At 68.6% G+C, this 15187-nt stretch carries 13 protein-coding genes; 2 read left to right on the top strand and 11 right to left on the bottom strand.

The genetic code is table 11. The annotated features are described in order from the left end of the window. Positions 1 to 123: 123 nt before the first annotated feature. From ACULPM_RS02555 to ACULPM_RS02545, 3 genes are all read right to left on the bottom strand, one after another. On the bottom strand, positions 124 to 1140 hold the full coding sequence (locus tag ACULPM_RS02555) for an aspartate-semialdehyde dehydrogenase (protein WP_445331816.1): 1017 nt from the start codon (positions 1138 to 1140) through the stop codon (positions 124 to 126). Positions 1141 to 1258: 118 nt separating this feature from the next. Beyond that, the gene (locus tag ACULPM_RS02550; RefSeq protein ID WP_445331815.1) at positions 1259 to 2590 is read right to left on the bottom strand and encodes an aspartate kinase; all 1332 of its coding nucleotides are present in this window, start codon (positions 2588 to 2590) and stop codon (positions 1259 to 1261) included. Between the two features lie 64 nt (positions 2591 to 2654). Further along, entirely contained in the window at positions 2655 to 3779 is a 1125-nt protein-coding gene (locus ACULPM_RS02545; RefSeq protein WP_445331814.1) for a homoserine dehydrogenase, read from the bottom strand. A 108-nt stretch (positions 3780 to 3887) separates the two neighbouring features. Here ACULPM_RS02545 and thrC point away from each other — a divergent pair, with 108 nt between their 5' ends. Both thrC and thrB read left to right on the top strand, forming a co-directional pair. Further along, positions 3888 to 5372 (top strand): threonine synthase, encoded by a 1485-nt coding sequence (gene thrC, locus ACULPM_RS02540; RefSeq protein ID WP_445331813.1) that lies wholly within the window; start codon positions 3888 to 3890, stop codon positions 5370 to 5372. Beyond that, entirely contained in the window at positions 5369 to 6277 is a 909-nt protein-coding gene (thrB, locus tag ACULPM_RS02535) for a homoserine kinase (RefSeq protein WP_445331812.1), read from the top strand. Before thrC ends, thrB begins: the two co-directional genes overlap by 4 nt. Positions 6278 to 6631: 354 nt before the next feature. Here thrB and ACULPM_RS02530 read toward each other — a convergent pair whose 3' ends face one another. From ACULPM_RS02530 to ACULPM_RS02495, 8 genes are all read right to left on the bottom strand, one after another. Next, positions 6632 to 7696, bottom strand: coding sequence for a hypothetical protein (locus ACULPM_RS02530; RefSeq protein ID WP_445331811.1), 1065 nt, complete (start codon positions 7694 to 7696; stop codon positions 6632 to 6634). 404 nt (positions 7697 to 8100) lie between these two features. After that, positions 8101 to 8808 (bottom strand): ABC transporter ATP-binding protein, encoded by a 708-nt coding sequence (locus tag ACULPM_RS02525; RefSeq protein ID WP_167929590.1) that lies wholly within the window; start codon positions 8806 to 8808, stop codon positions 8101 to 8103. Then, positions 8809 to 9663, bottom strand: coding sequence for an ABC transporter ATP-binding protein (locus tag ACULPM_RS02520; protein WP_167929589.1), 855 nt, complete (start codon positions 9661 to 9663; stop codon positions 8809 to 8811). It abuts the gene before it with no gap. After that, on the bottom strand, positions 9656 to 10801 hold the full coding sequence (locus tag ACULPM_RS02515) for a branched-chain amino acid ABC transporter permease (RefSeq protein ID WP_445331810.1): 1146 nt from the start codon (positions 10799 to 10801) through the stop codon (positions 9656 to 9658). Before ACULPM_RS02515 ends, ACULPM_RS02520 begins: the two co-directional genes overlap by 8 nt. A 27-nt stretch (positions 10802 to 10828) precedes the next feature. Beyond that, complete coding sequence (locus ACULPM_RS02510) at positions 10829 to 11701, bottom strand: branched-chain amino acid ABC transporter permease (protein ID WP_445331809.1); 873 nt, start codon at positions 11699 to 11701, stop codon at positions 10829 to 10831. A gap of 105 nt (positions 11702 to 11806) precedes the next feature. Beyond that, entirely contained in the window at positions 11807 to 13003 is a 1197-nt protein-coding gene (locus tag ACULPM_RS02505) for an ABC transporter substrate-binding protein (protein ID WP_445331808.1), read from the bottom strand. Positions 13004 to 13128: 125 nt separating this feature from the next. After that, positions 13129 to 13602: a VanZ family protein gene (locus ACULPM_RS02500; protein WP_445332311.1), complete on the bottom strand. Its 474-nt coding sequence runs from the start codon at positions 13600 to 13602 to the stop codon at positions 13129 to 13131. Beyond that, on the bottom strand, positions 13599 to 14846 hold the full coding sequence (locus ACULPM_RS02495; protein ID WP_445332310.1) for a hypothetical protein: 1248 nt from the start codon (positions 14844 to 14846) through the stop codon (positions 13599 to 13601). Before ACULPM_RS02495 ends, ACULPM_RS02500 begins: the two co-directional genes overlap by 4 nt. Positions 14847 to 15187: the final 341 nt, after the last annotated feature.

Here is a 15187-nt window from a genome sequence, read left to right as displayed (position 1 = left end):
GAGAAGCGCCATGGCGAGACCTCCCTCAGGGGCACGCACGCGCGGCGCGCCCGTGCGGCGGGGCGAGAAGGACGTGACGCGCAACCCGCCCGTCCTTCTCGCCCCGCGCTCTATTCTCCCCTGCTAAACCAGGTACTCCGCAATCTGCACGGCATTGGTCGCGGCGCCCTTGCGAATCTGGTCGCCGCAGCACCAGAACGTGAGCGCCGAGACGCCCTCGGGCGCGGAGAGGTCGCGGCGGATGCGGCCGACGTAGATGAGGTCCTGGTCGGAGGTCTCGAGCGGCATGGGGTAGCGGCTCGTGGAGGGGTCGTCCACCACGCGCACGCCCGGCGCCGCCTCGAGCGCGGCGCGCGCCTCCTCCACGGAGATGGGCCGCTCGAACTCCGCCGTGATGGACTCGGAGTGCGAGCGCACCACCGGCACGCGCACGCAGGTGCAGTTCACGCGGAGCTCGGGCAGGTGCATGATCTTGCGGCCCTCGTTGAGCATCTTGAGCTCCTCGGAGGTGTAGCCCTCGTCCTTGAAGCCGCCGATCTGCGGGATGAGGTTCTCGGCCAGCTGGTACTGGAAGGGGGCCGTCTCCCCCACCGGCTCGCCGGCGGCCACGCAGCCGATCTCGCGCACGAGCTCGTCGAGGCCGGGCTTGCCAGCGCCCGAGGCCGCCTGGTAGGTGGAGACGACGAGGCGCGTCACGCCCGCGAGCTGGTGAAGCGGCCACACGGGCACGAGGCCGATGATCGTGGCGCAGTTGGGGTTGGCGATGATGCCGTGGTGGCTCGCGATGTCCGCGGCGTTGATCTCCGGCACGACGAGCGGCACGTCGGCGTCCATGCGGAAGGCGTGCGAGTTGTCAACGCACACGGCGCCGCGGCGAACGGCCTCGGGCATGAGCGCGCGGGCGGTGGCGTCGTCGGCCGCACCGAGGACGATGTCCACGCCCTCGAAGGCGTCCGGCTCGGCCAGGCGCACGGGCACGTCCTCGCCGGCAAAGCGCACGGTCTTGCCCGCGTCGACGGAGCGCTGGCTCGCCAGCGGCACGAGCGTGCCCACGGGGAAGTTGCGCTCCTCCAGGCACTGGAGCATCTGCTGGCCCACCACGCCGGTGGCGCCCAGGATGGCAACGGTCTTCTCGCTCATGGCGGTTCCTTTCTACTGTGGGCCGTGCAAACGTGCAAAGGGGACAGTCACTTTTGCACGGTGTCCGCGTGCAAAAGTGACTGTCCCCTTTGCACGTTTGCACGGTCCCCTTTGCACGCTAGCTGGTGGTGACCATCTCGTCGCGGACGAAGCGGTCGTAGATCACCTGGACGGCACGGTCAAAGTCCTCGTTGTTGACGCCCATGATGATGGAGATCTCCTGCGAGCTCTGCGTGATCATGCGGATGTTCACGCCCGCCTCGCCGAGCGCGCCGAAGATCTTGCCGGAGGTGCCGGAGCGCTTGGACATGTTGCGGCCCACGACGGAGAGCAGCGCGAGCTTGTCCACCATCGTGATGTCGTCCGGCTCGAGCTCGCGGCGGATGTCGGTCACGATGGAGTAGATCGAGTCCTTGACGTCGGCGCCGTTCACCACCACGGAGAACGAGTCGACGCCCGTGGGGATGTGCTCCACCGAGATGCCGTAGCGCTCGAAGATCGAGAGCGCCCGGCGCACGAAGCCCACCTCGCCGGACATGTGCGCCTTCTTCACGTGCACGGAGATGAAGTCGCGTTTGCCCGCGATGCCGGTGATGAGGTGCTCGTCCTCGCCGATGCGCGCCTTCTCGCGGATGATGGTCCCCTCGTCCTGCGGGCGGTTGGTGTTCTTGATCTGGATGGGGATGTTCACCTCGCGCACCGGGAAGATGGCCTCCTCCTGCAGGACCGAGGCGCCCATGTAGGAGAGCTCGCGCATCTCGTCGAAGGTGATGCGGCGGATGGAGCGCGGGTGGTCGACGATGCGCGGGTCGGCGGAGAGGAAGCCGGAGACGTCGGTCCAGTTCTCGTAGAGGCCCGCGTCGATGCAGCGCGCGAGGATGGCGCCCGTGATGTCGCCGCCGCCGCGCTGGAAGAGCTTGATCTGGCCGTCCACCGTGGCGCCGTAGAAGCCGGGCAGCACGAAGCAGCCCTTGCGCACCATGACGTCCTTGAGGCGGGCGGCCGTGCGCTCCATGTCCACGTTGCCGTCGTGGTGGAAGACCACGACGTCGGCCGCGTCGACGAAGGGCAGGCCCAGGTACTCGGCCATGAGGTGCGCCGTGAACCACTCTCCGCGCGCCACGATGTACTCGGGAGAGTGCTTCTTGATGTTCTTGGCGAAGGTCTGGAACTTCTCGTGCACCGGCCACTTGAGGCCCAGCTCGTCGGCTATCTCGACGAAGCGCTGCTCGATGTCGGCGAGAAGCGCGGTGCAGTCCACGTGGTACTGGATGTGCGCGTTCACCAGCAGCAGGAGGTCGGTGACCTTATTGTCCCCGGAGAAGCGCTTGCCGGCGGCGGAGACCACCACGAAGCGGCGGTCGGGGTCGGACTCGACGATGGCCTTGACCTTGCGGAACTGCTCGGCGGAGGCGACCGACGAGCCGCCGAACTTGGCGATCTTGATCATGCTGAGAAACCTGCCTTCCTAGGCACCCCGGCAAACTGCCCGGACGCCCTTGTCATAATCCCCGTCAGGCGAGGGCGGCCATGAACGTGGTGGGGTCGACCTCGAGCGCGGCGTCGAGAAGGGCGCGGGCGCCCGCGGCGGTGACGTCGCGGACGACCACGGCGCCCGGCGCGAAGGGCTCCGCGCCGGGGATCGCGGCGTCGGTGCGGAACACGTGGTCGGAGCGGAGCAGCTCCGGGTCCCACGCGAGGCCGCGCGAGAAGTCGTAGGCGGGCCGGCGAACGCCGCGCACGCAGTCGAGCACGTCCTGGACGATGGCGTTGCCCGTGGGGAGGCTGCCGGCGCCCTGGCCGTAGAAGCGCAGCTCGCCCACCGTGGTGGCGTCGAGGGTCACCAGGTTGAAGTTCGAGGGGACGCTCGCCTCGAGCGAGTCGAGCGGCACGGCGACCGGCTCCACCGCCGCGGCGTAGCGCCCGTCGCGGCAGACGCCGCGCCCGAGGAGCTTGGCCGTGCGGCCGCACCCGGCCAGGAGGTCGAGGTCCGACTTCCTGAGGTTGCGGATGCCCGTCACCGGGAGGTCCTTCTCGCACGCCACGTCAAAGGCCACGGAGGCCGAGATGATGGTCTTGTTGGCCACGTCGACGCCGTCGATGTCGGCGGAGGGGTCGCGCTCGGCGTAGCCGAGGCGCTGCGCCTCGGCAAGCACCTCGGAGAAGTCCGCGCCCTCGCGGCGCATGGCGTCCACGATGTAGTTGGTCGTCCCGTTCATGATGCCCGAGAAGGACGTGACCTCGTCGATGCGACGGACCTTCTCGACGCTCGCGATCCAGGGGATGCCGCCGCCGACGGACGCCTCGATGTAGAGGCCCGCCCCCGAGGCCGCCGAGGCCGCGGCGAACTCCGCGAAGTGCGCCGCCACGACGGCCTTGTTGGAGGTCACGACGTGCTTGCCCGCCTCGAGCGCCGCCATGATGTAGGTGCGGGCGGGCTCGACGCCGCCCATGCACTCCACCACGAGCCCGATCTCGGGGTCGGCCACGATGTCGTCATAGCTGGAGGTCATCCTGGGATCGGTGAGGCGGTCGGGCAGCTCGAGGATGCGCGCGACCTCCACGTCGGGCACGCGCTCGGAGATGATCTGGTCTACGCCGCGGCCGACCGTGCCAAAGCCGAGGAGGGCGATCTTCATGCGTCTCGTCCAATCTTTCGAATGTGTATCCAACGCGCGGCGGGAGCGCGCCCCGCGGCTATGATACTTGCAAGCAAGGCACGGGTACCTCGGACGCAAGGAGCCACAGTGACCCCGTTCTACCACAGCACGCGCTCGGACGCGCAATCCGTAACAAGCAAGCAAGCTATCCTCGCGGGCATCGCGCCCGACGGCGGCCTCTACGTCTCCGACGCGCTCGGCGAGAAGGGCGTGGGGCTGGACGCCGTCTGCGGCCAGGGCTTCCGCGAGACCGCGCGCCTCGTCCTGGGGACGCTCCTGCCGGACTACACGGCCGACGAGCTCGCGGGCTGCGTCGAGGCCGCCTACGGCGCGCAGTGGGACGCGCCCGGCGTCTGCCCCGTCACGCCGCTCGGCGCGGACTGGCTGCTCGAGCTCTATCACGGGCCCACCTGCGCCTTCAAGGACGTCGCCCTCCAGATGCTGCCGCAGCTCATGCGCGTCGCGCGCGCGGACGACGGGCGCAAGATCATGGTGGTCACCGCCACCTCGGGAGACACCGGCAAGGCCGCGCTCGACGGCTTCGCGGGCGTCGACGGCACGGGCGTGACGGTCTTCTACCCGCACGGCAAGGTGTCCGACATCCAGCGCCTCCAGATGGTGACGCAGCTCGGGGGCAACGTCGCGGTGTGCGCCGTGCGCGGCACCTTCGACGACTGCCAGGGCGAGGTCAAGCGCATCTTCGCCGACCGCGAGCTGGCGGCACGCCTCGCCGAGGGCGACGTCGTGCTCTCGAGCGCCAACTCCATCAACGTTGGCCGCCTGGCGCCGCAGGTCACCTACTACTTCGACTCCTACGCGCAGCTCGTGCGCGCGGGAGCCGTCCGCATGGGCGACGAGGTCACGTTCTGCGTGCCCACCGGCAACTTCGGCGACGTCCTCGCCGGCTACTACGCCAGGCGCCTCGGCCTGCCCGTGCGCCGCCTCATCGTGGCATCCAACGCCAACGACGTCCTCACGGACTTCCTCACCACCGGCACCTACGACCGCCGCCGCGAGTTCCACAAGACCATCTCGCCCTCGATGGACATCCTCGTGTCGTCCAACCTGGAGCGCCTGCTGTACTTCGCCTCCGACGGGGACTGCGAGCTCGTGTCCTCCCTCATGGGCGACCTCGCCGAGAGGGGCGTCTACACCGTGCCCGACCGCGTCATGGACGAGATCCGCTCCGTGTTCTCCTGCGGCCGCGCCGACGACGCCGACACACGCGAGACGATCCGCTCGACCTGGGGCGAGCTCGGCGTCCTCATTGACCCGCACACCGCCGTGGCGAAACACGTGCTCGACGCCACGCCCGCCGACGGCTCGGCTCGCGTCTGCCTCTCCACGGCGAGCCCGTACAAGTTCTGCGCGGACGTCCTCTCCGCCCTCGGCGAGGTCACCGACGGCATGAACGGCTTCGCCTGCATGGACGCCCTCGAGCGCCTCACGGGCACCGTCGCGCCCGGCCAGCTCTCCGGCCTGCGCGCGGACGCCGTCCTGCACGATGACGTCTGCGACCGCGAGCACATGGGTGCCTTCGTCGAGTCCGCCTGCGCGCGGGTGTTCCTGTGATCGGTGCCGACGGCCGCGAGCGGCCCATGGTCATCGTCCGCGTGCCGGCCACCTCGGCCAACGTGGGCGTGGGCTTCGACTGCCTCGGCCTCGCGCTCGACCTCACGGCGACGTTTCTCATGACGCCCGCCGAGCGACTCGAGGTCGTGGGGTGCGAGGAGCGCTTCCGCGGCGAGGACAACCTCGTCTGGCAGAGCTACCTCGACGCCTGCGGGCGGCTCGGCACGGACGCCGTGCCCCTGCACATAACGATCCTCTCGCCGATCCCGCTCTCGGGCGGCCTCGGCTCCAGCTCCGCCTGCGTGATCGCCGGCGTCGGCGCGGCGATGGCGCTCTCGGGCGAGGGCTTCTCGCGTGAGAGCGCCCTCGAGCTCGCCGTCGCCATGGAGGGCCACCCCGACAACGTGGCGCCGGCGCTCCTCGGCGGGCTGGTGAGCTCCTTCGTCGACGGCGACGTGACCACCTCGACCCGGATGGACGTTGCCGGCAACCTGCGCTTCGTCGCCGTTGCTCCCCCATACGAGGTTCGCACCGCCGACGCGCGCCGCGTCCTGCCCGAGGAGGTCTCCCGCGAGACGGCCGTCTGGCAGATGGGCCGCTGCGTCGCCATGGTGCGGGCCCTCGAGCTCGGCGACGCCGACCTGCTCGCCGCCGCCTGCCACGACCGCCTGCACGAGCCGTACCGGGCGAGGCTGATCCCCGACTACGAGACCCTGCGCTCCGCAGCCCGCGAGGCCGGGGCCTGCGCCTTCTTCATCTCCGGCTCGGGGTCCACGATGATCGCCGTCGCCGACGGAGACGCCGCCGCGGCGAGGGTGGCCTCCGCGCTTGCCGAGGCCTGCCCCGGCTACTGGCTGCAGACCCTTCCCGCCAACACCCTCGGCACCACCGTCGAGGTCCACTAGCGCGCGGCGAGAAGGACGTGCGACTCGGCGCGCCGTCCTTCTCGCCGGTCCTTCTCGCTGGTCCTTCTCGTCGGTCCTTCTCGCCGGTCCTTCTCGCCGGCCGCGGCGCCCCGCCAACCTCGCCGCCCCCGCCATCCCGCCCCGCATCGCTTAGGTGAGCAAATTCCCTCAACCATTCTGCATGGATTTCTTAGGTGAGTCGAAGATGGGCAGGTGATTCACCATCTCGCTCCTTAGGTGAGTCGCAAACGTTCGAACATTTTGCTCACTTAAGCGAGCGGGAATCCGAGCGGGAATCCGAGTGGGGGTCGTCCGCGCTCACCCAAGCAAGCGTGGGTCGTCCGGTCGGCGCCGTCACGGCTCGACCCAGCGCCCGAGGAGGTCCCGGCGAAGCTGCAGGCGCTGCGTCATCACCTCCCTGCCGCCGAGGACGAACGCCACGCCGAGCCGCTCCGCGAGCATCCTCGCGAGCTCGTTCATGAGGTCGATCTTCGAGAGCTGGTACTTCTCGAGAATGAGCACCTCGTAGCCGAGGTGGTTCAGGATGTTGCCCTTGCGTGCGTCGGAGAGCTTGGTCGCACGCTGCTTGTGGACGAGCTCGCCGCGATACTCGACCATCGTTTGTCGGTCTGCCCACGTGAGGTCGCAGACGTATCCCTCGACCCCGTACGCCGCCGCGTCCGACGCGGACAGCGGGGTCAGCACGTTGAGACGCGGCCTCTGCAGCCCGTACCCTCCGTAGGCAAGCGGCAGCGAGAAAAGCAGGGACGACCTCACCTCGCCCGGCGATGCGGCGCGCTCAACCGCCAGGTCGACAAGGGAGAGCAGGCGACCCGTCCCATGCGGCATCCTCAGCCCCTCCCGTGACCTGAGATCGCGCGCCGCCCTGACCCAGTCCCTGATTCCGGCGGCCGTGACGAGCGGCGGGCCGTGGCGAAGGCCCGTCTCCGAAGCGCCGTCGATGACGAAGAACCCCATGAGCTCGCTGATGAGTTCGAGCATGGCGACGTCATCCAGGCGGTCCGCAAGCTGCAGGAGCGTGAGCGGCACGCCGGTGACGAGCAGGCCCGTCTCCGGGTCCCTGCAGATGGACCCCTCCGGATACGGGCCCGACAGCAGGTGGCAGGCCACGCCATGATGCCGCTCGCGCCCGCCGCGCGACGAGACGACGCAGTCCAGGATCGGGCGCGTCGTGCCGAGCGCCCCTCTCGCGGGGAGGACGAGGCGGCCCGCAAGGTGGGTCGGCATCACGCTGGTCGAAACGGCGGTCGGGAGCGCGTCAAGGCGGACGCGCGGGTCCCGGTCAAAGAGGAGACGCACGAGCAGATCGTCGGGATTCTGCGCGGCGACCCTCCTTCGCGCCCGGCGCCAGAGCTCGACGGCGCTGCCATACCCCAGACACAGCTCCCTGTTCTCCATGCTCGCCTCCCTATGCCTTGTTTTCCTTATAGGGTATAAAACTTTAGATTCTGTTGTCTATATCTTTTTTATCCTCGCCACCCCCCGCCGCTTAGGTGAGCAAATAATTCGAACGGTCACGACTCACCTAAGGAGAAGGGCAATGAACAACTGGCACTTTGTGACTCACCTAAGAAATCCGTGCAGAATGGTTGAGGGAATTTGCTCACCTAAGCTGTCGGGGAGCGTGAGGGGGCGAGAAGGACGGCGGCGAGAAGGACGGCGGAGGAGGCGAGAAGGACAGCGGCGAGACGAGAGGGACGGGCGAGAAGGGCCGCGGCACGAGAAAGGCGGCGGACCCGGGAGGGTGGTCCGCCGCCAGAGACGAGGGCGGCAGAAGGCCGCCGCCCAGGTACCCGATGTTGTCAGCCGCCGAGGTAGGCCTTTCGGACGTCGTCGTCGACGAGCAGCTCGGCGCCGGTTCCGGTCTTCTTGATCGTGCCGATCTCCAGGACGTACGCGCGGTCGGCAACGGAGAGCGCCATGTTGGCGTTCTGCTCGACGAGCAGGATCGTGGTCCCGGCCTCGTTCAGCTGCTTGACGATGTCGAAGATCTCCTGCACGAGAATCGGCGCGAGACCCATGGAGGGCTCGTCGAGCATGAGCAGGCGCGGCTTGCTCATGAGCGCGCGACCCATGGCGAGCATCTGCTGCTCGCCGCCGGAGAGCGTGCCGGCCACCTGCCCGCGGCGCTCCTTGAGGCGCGGGAAGTGCTCGTAGACCTTCTCGAGCGTCTCCTTGTTCTCCGCGTCCGTGCGCGTGTAGCCGCCCATCTCGAGGTTCTCGGCGACCGTCATCTGCGTGAAGACGCGACGCCCCTCGGGGCACAGCGCCAGCCCGCGCTCGACGATCTTGTGCGCGCGCATGCCGAGGAGGGTCTCCCCCTCGAAGTCCACGGATCCCGAGTCGGGCTTGATGAGGCCCGCCACGGTGTTGAGCGTGGTGGACTTGCCGGCCCCGTTGGCGCCGATGAGGGTCACGATCTCGCCCTCGTTGATTTCGAAGGAGATGCCGCGGACCGCCTTGATCGCGCCGTAGGAGACGTGCAGGTCCTTGACGGAGAGAAGGGCCATCTACTTCACCTCCTGCTTGCCGAGATAGGCCTCGATGACGCGCGGGTCGTTCTGGATCTGCTCGGGGGTGCCCTTGGCGATGATCTTGCCGTAGTCGAGCACGCCCACGACCTCGCACACGCCCATGACGAGGCTCATGTCATGCTCGATCAGGAGGATGGCGATCTGGAACTCGTCGCGGATCTTGAGGATGTTCTCCATCAGCTCCTCGGTCTCGGCGGGGTTCATGCCCGCCGCGGGCTCGTCGAGGAGCAGGACCTTCGGACCGGTGGCGAGGGCGCGGAGGATCTCCAGGCGGCGCTGGGCGCCGTACGGGAGGTTGCCGGCCTGGGTGTCGGCATACTTCCTCATGTCGAAGATGTCGAGCAGCTCGAGGGCCTTCTCGCGGTACTCGGCCTCCTGGCGCCAGTGGCCGGGCAGGCGGAGCATGTCCGTGATGAGGTTCGTCCTCATGGCGTTGCCGTAGCCCACGAGCACGTTCTGCTCCACCGTCATCTGCGAGAAGAGCCTGATGTTCTGGAACGTGCGGGCCACCCCCATGCGGTTGACCTCGGCGACGGACTTGCTCGCGGTGTCGTAGCCGTCAACGAGGACGGTGCCGCGCGTGGGCTTGTAGACGCTCGTGAGCAGGTTGAAGATCGTGGTCTTGCCGGCGCCGTTGGGGCCGATCAGGCCGGAGATCTCCGTGCGGCCCATGGCGATGTTGAAGTCGTCCACGGCGGTGAGGCCGCCGAAGTCGATGCCGAGGTGCTCGGCCTGGAGCACGGGGATGGAGCCGAGGTCGCGCTCGGGGATGAGGTTGGGCGTCTCCATCTGCACGAGTACGGGACGGCGCTTCTTCTTGTCGCTAGGCATCGCGGCTCGCCTCCTTTCCGTCGTCGGCACCCGCGGGCGCGGCGCCCTTCCTCGACCACGGGAAGTCGCGGTTCATGACGCGCTCGATGATGCGGGAGAGCGAGAAGTCATAGGAGCCGAGAAGGCCCTGCGGCCTAAAGATCATCACGAGGATCAGCACGATGGCGTAGGCGATCATTCGGTACTCGGAGAACGCGCGCAGCGCCTCGGGCAGAATCGTGAGGACGGTGGCGGAGAGCGCGGAGCCGAGCATGGAGCCCATGCCGCCGAGGACCACCATGACGAGGATCTCGATCGACTTCATGAAGCCGAAGACCGCCGGCTGCAGGACGCCGACGCACCCCGCGTAGAGGCCTCCCGCCACGCCCGCGAAGAACGCGGAGGCGACGAAGGCGAGCGTCTTGTAGTAGGTGGTGTTGACACCCGTGGCCTCGGCCGCGATCTCGTTGTCGCGGATGGCGAGGATCGCGCGGCCGTGACGGGACTTCATCATCGTGTGGATGAGGAAGCACACCACCGCCACGCAGCCGAAGACGAGCAGGAAGCTCGTGTAGCTGGGGATGCCGGTGAGTCCGGCGGCGCCGCCCGTGAGCTCGAAGCCGAGCACGCTGTCGATGTTGAGCATCACGACGCGGATGATCTCGGCGAAGGCGAGCGTGATGATGGCGAGGTAGTCGCCCTTGAGGCGCAGGGCGGGAATGCCGATAATGATGCCCGCAACCGCGGCGCACAGACCGCCCACGACGAGGCCGCCCAGGACGAGCAGGACCGTCATCGGCGAGCCGGTCACGAAGTCACGCGCCCCGATGCCGAGGACCTCGCTCATGCGGATGATGAAGATCGAGCATCCGTAGGCGCCCATCGACATGAAGCCGGCATGTCCCAGCGGGAGCTGGCCGAGGTAGCCGGTGGCGATGTTGAGCGAGACGGCCAGGATGATGTAGATGCCCACCTGCTCGAGCACCGTGGACTGATAGCGGTTGATGGCGCCGCCGTCGATCATGAGCTCGCCCAGGACGAGAATGACGAGCACCAGGACGGCGTTGATCGCGTACCTCACGGGCATCGACAGGCTGCGGCGCCTGCCGGCGGCCGGCTGCGGGCCGCCCGTCGAGATGATGGGGCGCTTCTCGGTCATGACCTCTTCCTCCATGCGTGCACCCCCTTAGACCTTCTCGTTCATCGTGCGGCCGAAGATGCCGGTGGGCCGCACCACGAGGACGATGATGAGCAGCAGGAACACCACGGCGTCCTTCCAGACGGAGAGGCCGAGCGCGGTGACGATGACCTCGGCAAAGCCGACGAGCAGCCCGCCCACGACGGCGCCCGGGATCGAGCCGATGCCGCCCAGGACCGCCGCCACGAAGGCCTTGGTGCCGAGCATCATGCCCATGGTGGGGCTGGCCTGCGTGTAGGCCATCGCGTAGAGCACGGCCCCGATGCCGGCGAGCGCCGAGCCCACGGCAAAGGTGAAGGAGATCGTGGAGTTGACGTTGATGCCCATGAGGCGCGCCGCCCCCATGTCCTCGGACACGGCGCGCATGGCCTTGCCGAGCTTGGTCTTCTGCACCACGAGGGTGAGCGCGACCGTGGCCACGATGGTGACGATGGCTGTGAGCACCGAGGGGAACGAGAGCGCGAGGCCGCCCACCTGGATGGTCTGCAGGTCGGTGTAGGCGGGGACCACCTTGGCGTCGGCGCCGAAGACGAGCTGCGCGCCGTTCTCCAGGAAGTACGAGACGCCGATGGCGGTGATGAGGATCGAGAGCCTCGGCGCGTTTCTCAGCGGGGCGTAGGCGACCTTGTCGATGAGCACGCCCATGAGCGTGCACGCGGCCACGGAGAGTATGACGGCGAGGACGGGGTTGAGCCCCAGCTGGGCCATGACCAGCCACGACACGTACGCGCCGACCATGATGATGTCGCCGTGGGCGAAGTTGAGCAGCAGGATGATGCCGTACACCATCGTGTAGCCCAGGGCGACGAGCGCGTAGATGCTGCCGAGCTGCAGGCCGTTGAGCACCTGCGTAATGAACAAGGCGAGCTCCTCTCATGAGGGGCGCGGCAGGGCCGCGCGAGCAAAGCGGGGCACCGGGCACGACTTGCCCGGTGCCCCGTAAGGGGCGAGAAGGACGAGGGGCCGCTAGGCCTCGAGGACCTGGAAGGTCTCCTCGGTGCCGTCCTCGGCGAAGGTGATGATGAGCGAGGACTTAACCGGGTCGCCGGTGCCCTCGTAGGAGATGGAGCCCGTGACGCCCTCGACGGTGCCGGCCGCGATGCCGTCGATCACGGCCTGCTTGTACTCGTCGGTGCCGGCCTCGAGCCCGGCCTCCTCGGCGGCGGTGAGGCCCGCGGCGAGGACCATCGCGGCGTCGTAGCCGAGCGCGCAGAAGTTGGTGGGAGCCTCGCCGTACTCGGCCTCGTAATCAGAGACGAACTTCGTGGCCGTCTCGGACTCGTTGGAGGAGCTGAAGGCACAGCAGTAGTAGCAGTCGTGGAGGTTGGCGGCGTCGGCGTAGTTCTCGGAGCCACCGTAGATGCCCGACCAGCCGTCGACGCCCAGGAAGACCTTGTCATAGCCCTGGCCGCGGGCCTGGTTCACGATCATGCCGTCGTCCTGGTAGTAGTTGGGGACGAGGATGGCATCGGGGCTGGTGGCGATGATGTTGGTGAGCTGCGCCTTGAAGTTGACGTCGCCGTCGGCGTAGGACTGCTGGGTGGTGATGGTGATGCCCAGGGCCTCGGCCTCCTCGCAGAAGGCGGCGTTGACGCCCTCGGAGTAGTCGGAGCCGGAGAGGTAGAGCGTGGCGACGTTCTTGTAGCCCTGCTCCGAGGCGAAGTGGGCCATGACGCGGCCCTGCTCGGGGTCGGTCACGCAGGCGCGGAAGTAGTTGGAGCCATAGGTGACGACGTCGGCGGCCGTGGCGGACGGGGTCACGCAGGGCATGTTGTCGGCCACGGAGGCCTGGGCCACGGCGATGGTGGGGCCGGTGAGGACGGAGCCGACGATGCCCGTCACGCCGTCCTCCTGGACGAGGCGGTTGTAGGCGTTGACGGCCTCGGTGGCGTCGCCCTTGGTGTCGTAGACGACGGCCTCGATCTGCTTGCCGTTGACGCCGCCGTCGGCGTTGAGCTGCTTGAAGTAGAGCTGCGCGCCGTTCAGGCACGCGAGGCCGTAGGACGAGTTGTCGCCGGTGTGCGGGCCCATGACGCCCACCTTGATGCCGGACGCGCCGGAGGACTCCCCGCCCCCGTTGCCGCCGCAGCCCACGAGGCCGAGGCCCAGGGCGAGCGCAGCCGAGCCGGTCACGAACTGGCGCCTGGAAACGTTCTCAAACATGTCTTTCTCCTCCCGTCGCTTCTTACGTAAAGCGTGCTGCTACCGTACGCCCGCCCCAAGCGGGGCAACAGCGATGTGGAGGAATTGTTAACCGAGCTGTGACGCTGCTAACAGCATCGAAACAATCACCGCGCCCGCAGCCTCGCGGCCAGGCGCGAGAGCGCCCAGGAGAGCGCGACGCCCGCCGCGACGCCCGCGAGGTCGATGCAGACGTCGACCGGGTTTCCCGAGCGTCCGGGGACGAAGAGCTGGATCGACTCGTCGATGACGGGCACAAGGACGACGAGCAGGCCCGCGGGCAGCGCGGGCCTGCCGGACTCGGCGCGCCGCGCGACGAGGAGCCCGCGGACGATCACGCCGAGGACCGCATACTCGGAGAAGTGGGCGCACTTGCGGACGGCGAGCGACATGGCGTCGGCGTCCACCACCCCGACCGCCTCGAAGAGCGGCCTCAGCAGTCCCACGACGAGGCCGCTCTCGGCCGAGGACTGAGGGCCCTGGACGAGCGAGTGCCCCCAGATGAGGGCTATCCACAGAACGAGCGCGGCGGTCCATGAGAGGCTGGGCCGCCGCGCCGAGTCGCCATGCGCGCGCATCATGCCTCGATTGCCACCGTGCTCGAGAAGTGCCGCGGCGTATGGGCGGGGCGGGCGGACGCGGACCCCGCGAGGTGCGCCGAGCGCTGCGTCCCCCCTTCGATGACCTGCAGGAACCGCCTGGAGGTGCGGCGGACGGCATTGGAGGAGTTCTTGGAGAACTCGTCGTTGATGAGGTAGTCGACGTAGGACTCCGTGTCCACGACCTCGGGATGGCCGGCAGGCGGGCGGAAGGGGATGAACGCGGTGTCAGGCTCGAGGTTGTCGGGCTCGTCGAGCGTGTCGAACCCGCCCACCGGATCGATGAACTCGATGGGGTCGCGCTGCGGGAGCTCTGCGGCGACCAGCTCGTCGAGCGAGCGCAGGGCCGCGGCCCAGTCGTCGTCCTCGGTGAGCTCCTCGACCGTGCGGCGCTCGGGATACGCCCCCTCTTCGACGAAGGCAACGCGCCCGGAGATGCTCTCATGGGACGCGCCCGCCGGCAGGACGTCGAGGCCATAGGAGAGGCCCGCGTCAAGCCTGCGGCCCATGCCGGAGAAGTCGGCGGGGATGGCGAGCGGGTCGTCCTCGGCGGCTATCGAGAAGGACGAGGGGATGGCGTCGGCGCCGACGGAGGCCGTCCACCAGCTCGTGCCCACGTCCCCCACCGTCCCGTCAGCGCGTTCGATGACGGGGACGCCCGCCATCCTGCCCGCGTCCATGCGCGCCCTGAGCGTCGCGGCGACGCCCTCGGCGCGTCGCGCCATGCGCTCGCGGAAGCTCAGGCGGCTGACGTAGTTCTCGGCAACGTCCTCGTAGTCGCGAGCGGCGTGACTCGGCCCGCGGCGCTCGGGTGCGGGCTCCGCGGCGGCCCGCGTGACGACGGGAAGCGGCTTTTCGATGGGCGCCGGATCGGCAGGCGCGCTCCCGGCAACCGGCTCCTCCTCGACCGGGCGCATGTGGCGCGGGCGATACGCGGGTGCCTCGTCGGGCACCCCGACGGAGGCGGAGGTCTGCTCGGGAGGTGCCTCCACCGCGCGTCTCGCCGCGGCGCGTCGGGACAGCCCACGCACGAGCGCCGCCACGCCGAGCACGCCGCCCACGGCGACGACGCCGCTCGCGAAGCCGGCGACAAAAGACGCCCCCGGGGAGGAAAGGACCTCGCCGACCACGTCCTCAAGCGAAAGGGCCGTCGCGGGCGCCGGCAGCGCCAGCGCGAGCGACCCGCCTATCCCCGCAAGGACGGCCGGATTCCTTCCCACTCTCATGCTCTCCCGCTCCTCCCAGAGACGGAAGACGAGACGAACTTCAAACCACGGTTCCCCACCAACGAATACGAGGTGGGAGGTGGCGTCTACGGTTTGGGCTTCGTTTCATCTTCGTGTTACCGCGACGACGCGCATGCGCGCTTTCATGAGACTATACCCATTCGCCAGCGTGACACGCAAGGGGTTTCGACCTACAGATTAGGTCCCCTCCCCCAATTGGCGCGTTTTTCGCCGCGGGAGGCCCCACAAACCCGACGTTCTTCTCGCCAGATTCGACGGACGAAGCAGGCGCGGGCCCCCAAAAAAAAGGGAGCGCGCCACAGAAGGGGGATGGGGGGGGG

It is taken from the genome of Thermophilibacter sp. ZX-H3 (assembly GCF_052599055.1).
This window is presented reverse-complemented; position numbering and strand designations above follow the sequence as displayed.

Coding starts and splice junctions, on each gene's coding strand:
- ACULPM_RS02525 (WP_167929590.1), bottom strand. CDS start 8,808: ATGGCCCTTCTCTCCGTCAAGGACCTGCACGTCTCCTACGGCGCGATC.
- ACULPM_RS02495 (WP_445332310.1), bottom strand. CDS start 14,846: ATGAGAGTGGGAAGGAATCCGGCCGTCCTTGCGGGGATAGGCGGGTCG.
- ACULPM_RS02530 (WP_445331811.1), bottom strand. CDS start 7,696: ATGGAGAACAGGGAGCTGTGTCTGGGGTATGGCAGCGCCGTCGAGCTC.
- ACULPM_RS02545 (WP_445331814.1), bottom strand. CDS start 3,779: ATGAAGATCGCCCTCCTCGGCTTTGGCACGGTCGGCCGCGGCGTAGAC.
- ACULPM_RS02500 (WP_445332311.1), bottom strand. CDS start 13,602: ATGATGCGCGCGCATGGCGACTCGGCGCGGCGGCCCAGCCTCTCATGG.
- ACULPM_RS02550 (WP_445331815.1), bottom strand. CDS start 2,590: ATGATCAAGATCGCCAAGTTCGGCGGCTCGTCGGTCGCCTCCGCCGAG.
- ACULPM_RS02555 (WP_445331816.1), bottom strand. CDS start 1,140: ATGAGCGAGAAGACCGTTGCCATCCTGGGCGCCACCGGCGTGGTGGGC.
- ACULPM_RS02520 (WP_167929589.1), bottom strand. CDS start 9,663: ATGCCTAGCGACAAGAAGAAGCGCCGTCCCGTACTCGTGCAGATGGAG.
- ACULPM_RS02505 (WP_445331808.1), bottom strand. CDS start 13,003: ATGTTTGAGAACGTTTCCAGGCGCCAGTTCGTGACCGGCTCGGCTGCG.
- ACULPM_RS02515 (WP_445331810.1), bottom strand. CDS start 10,801: ATGACCGAGAAGCGCCCCATCATCTCGACGGGCGGCCCGCAGCCGGCC.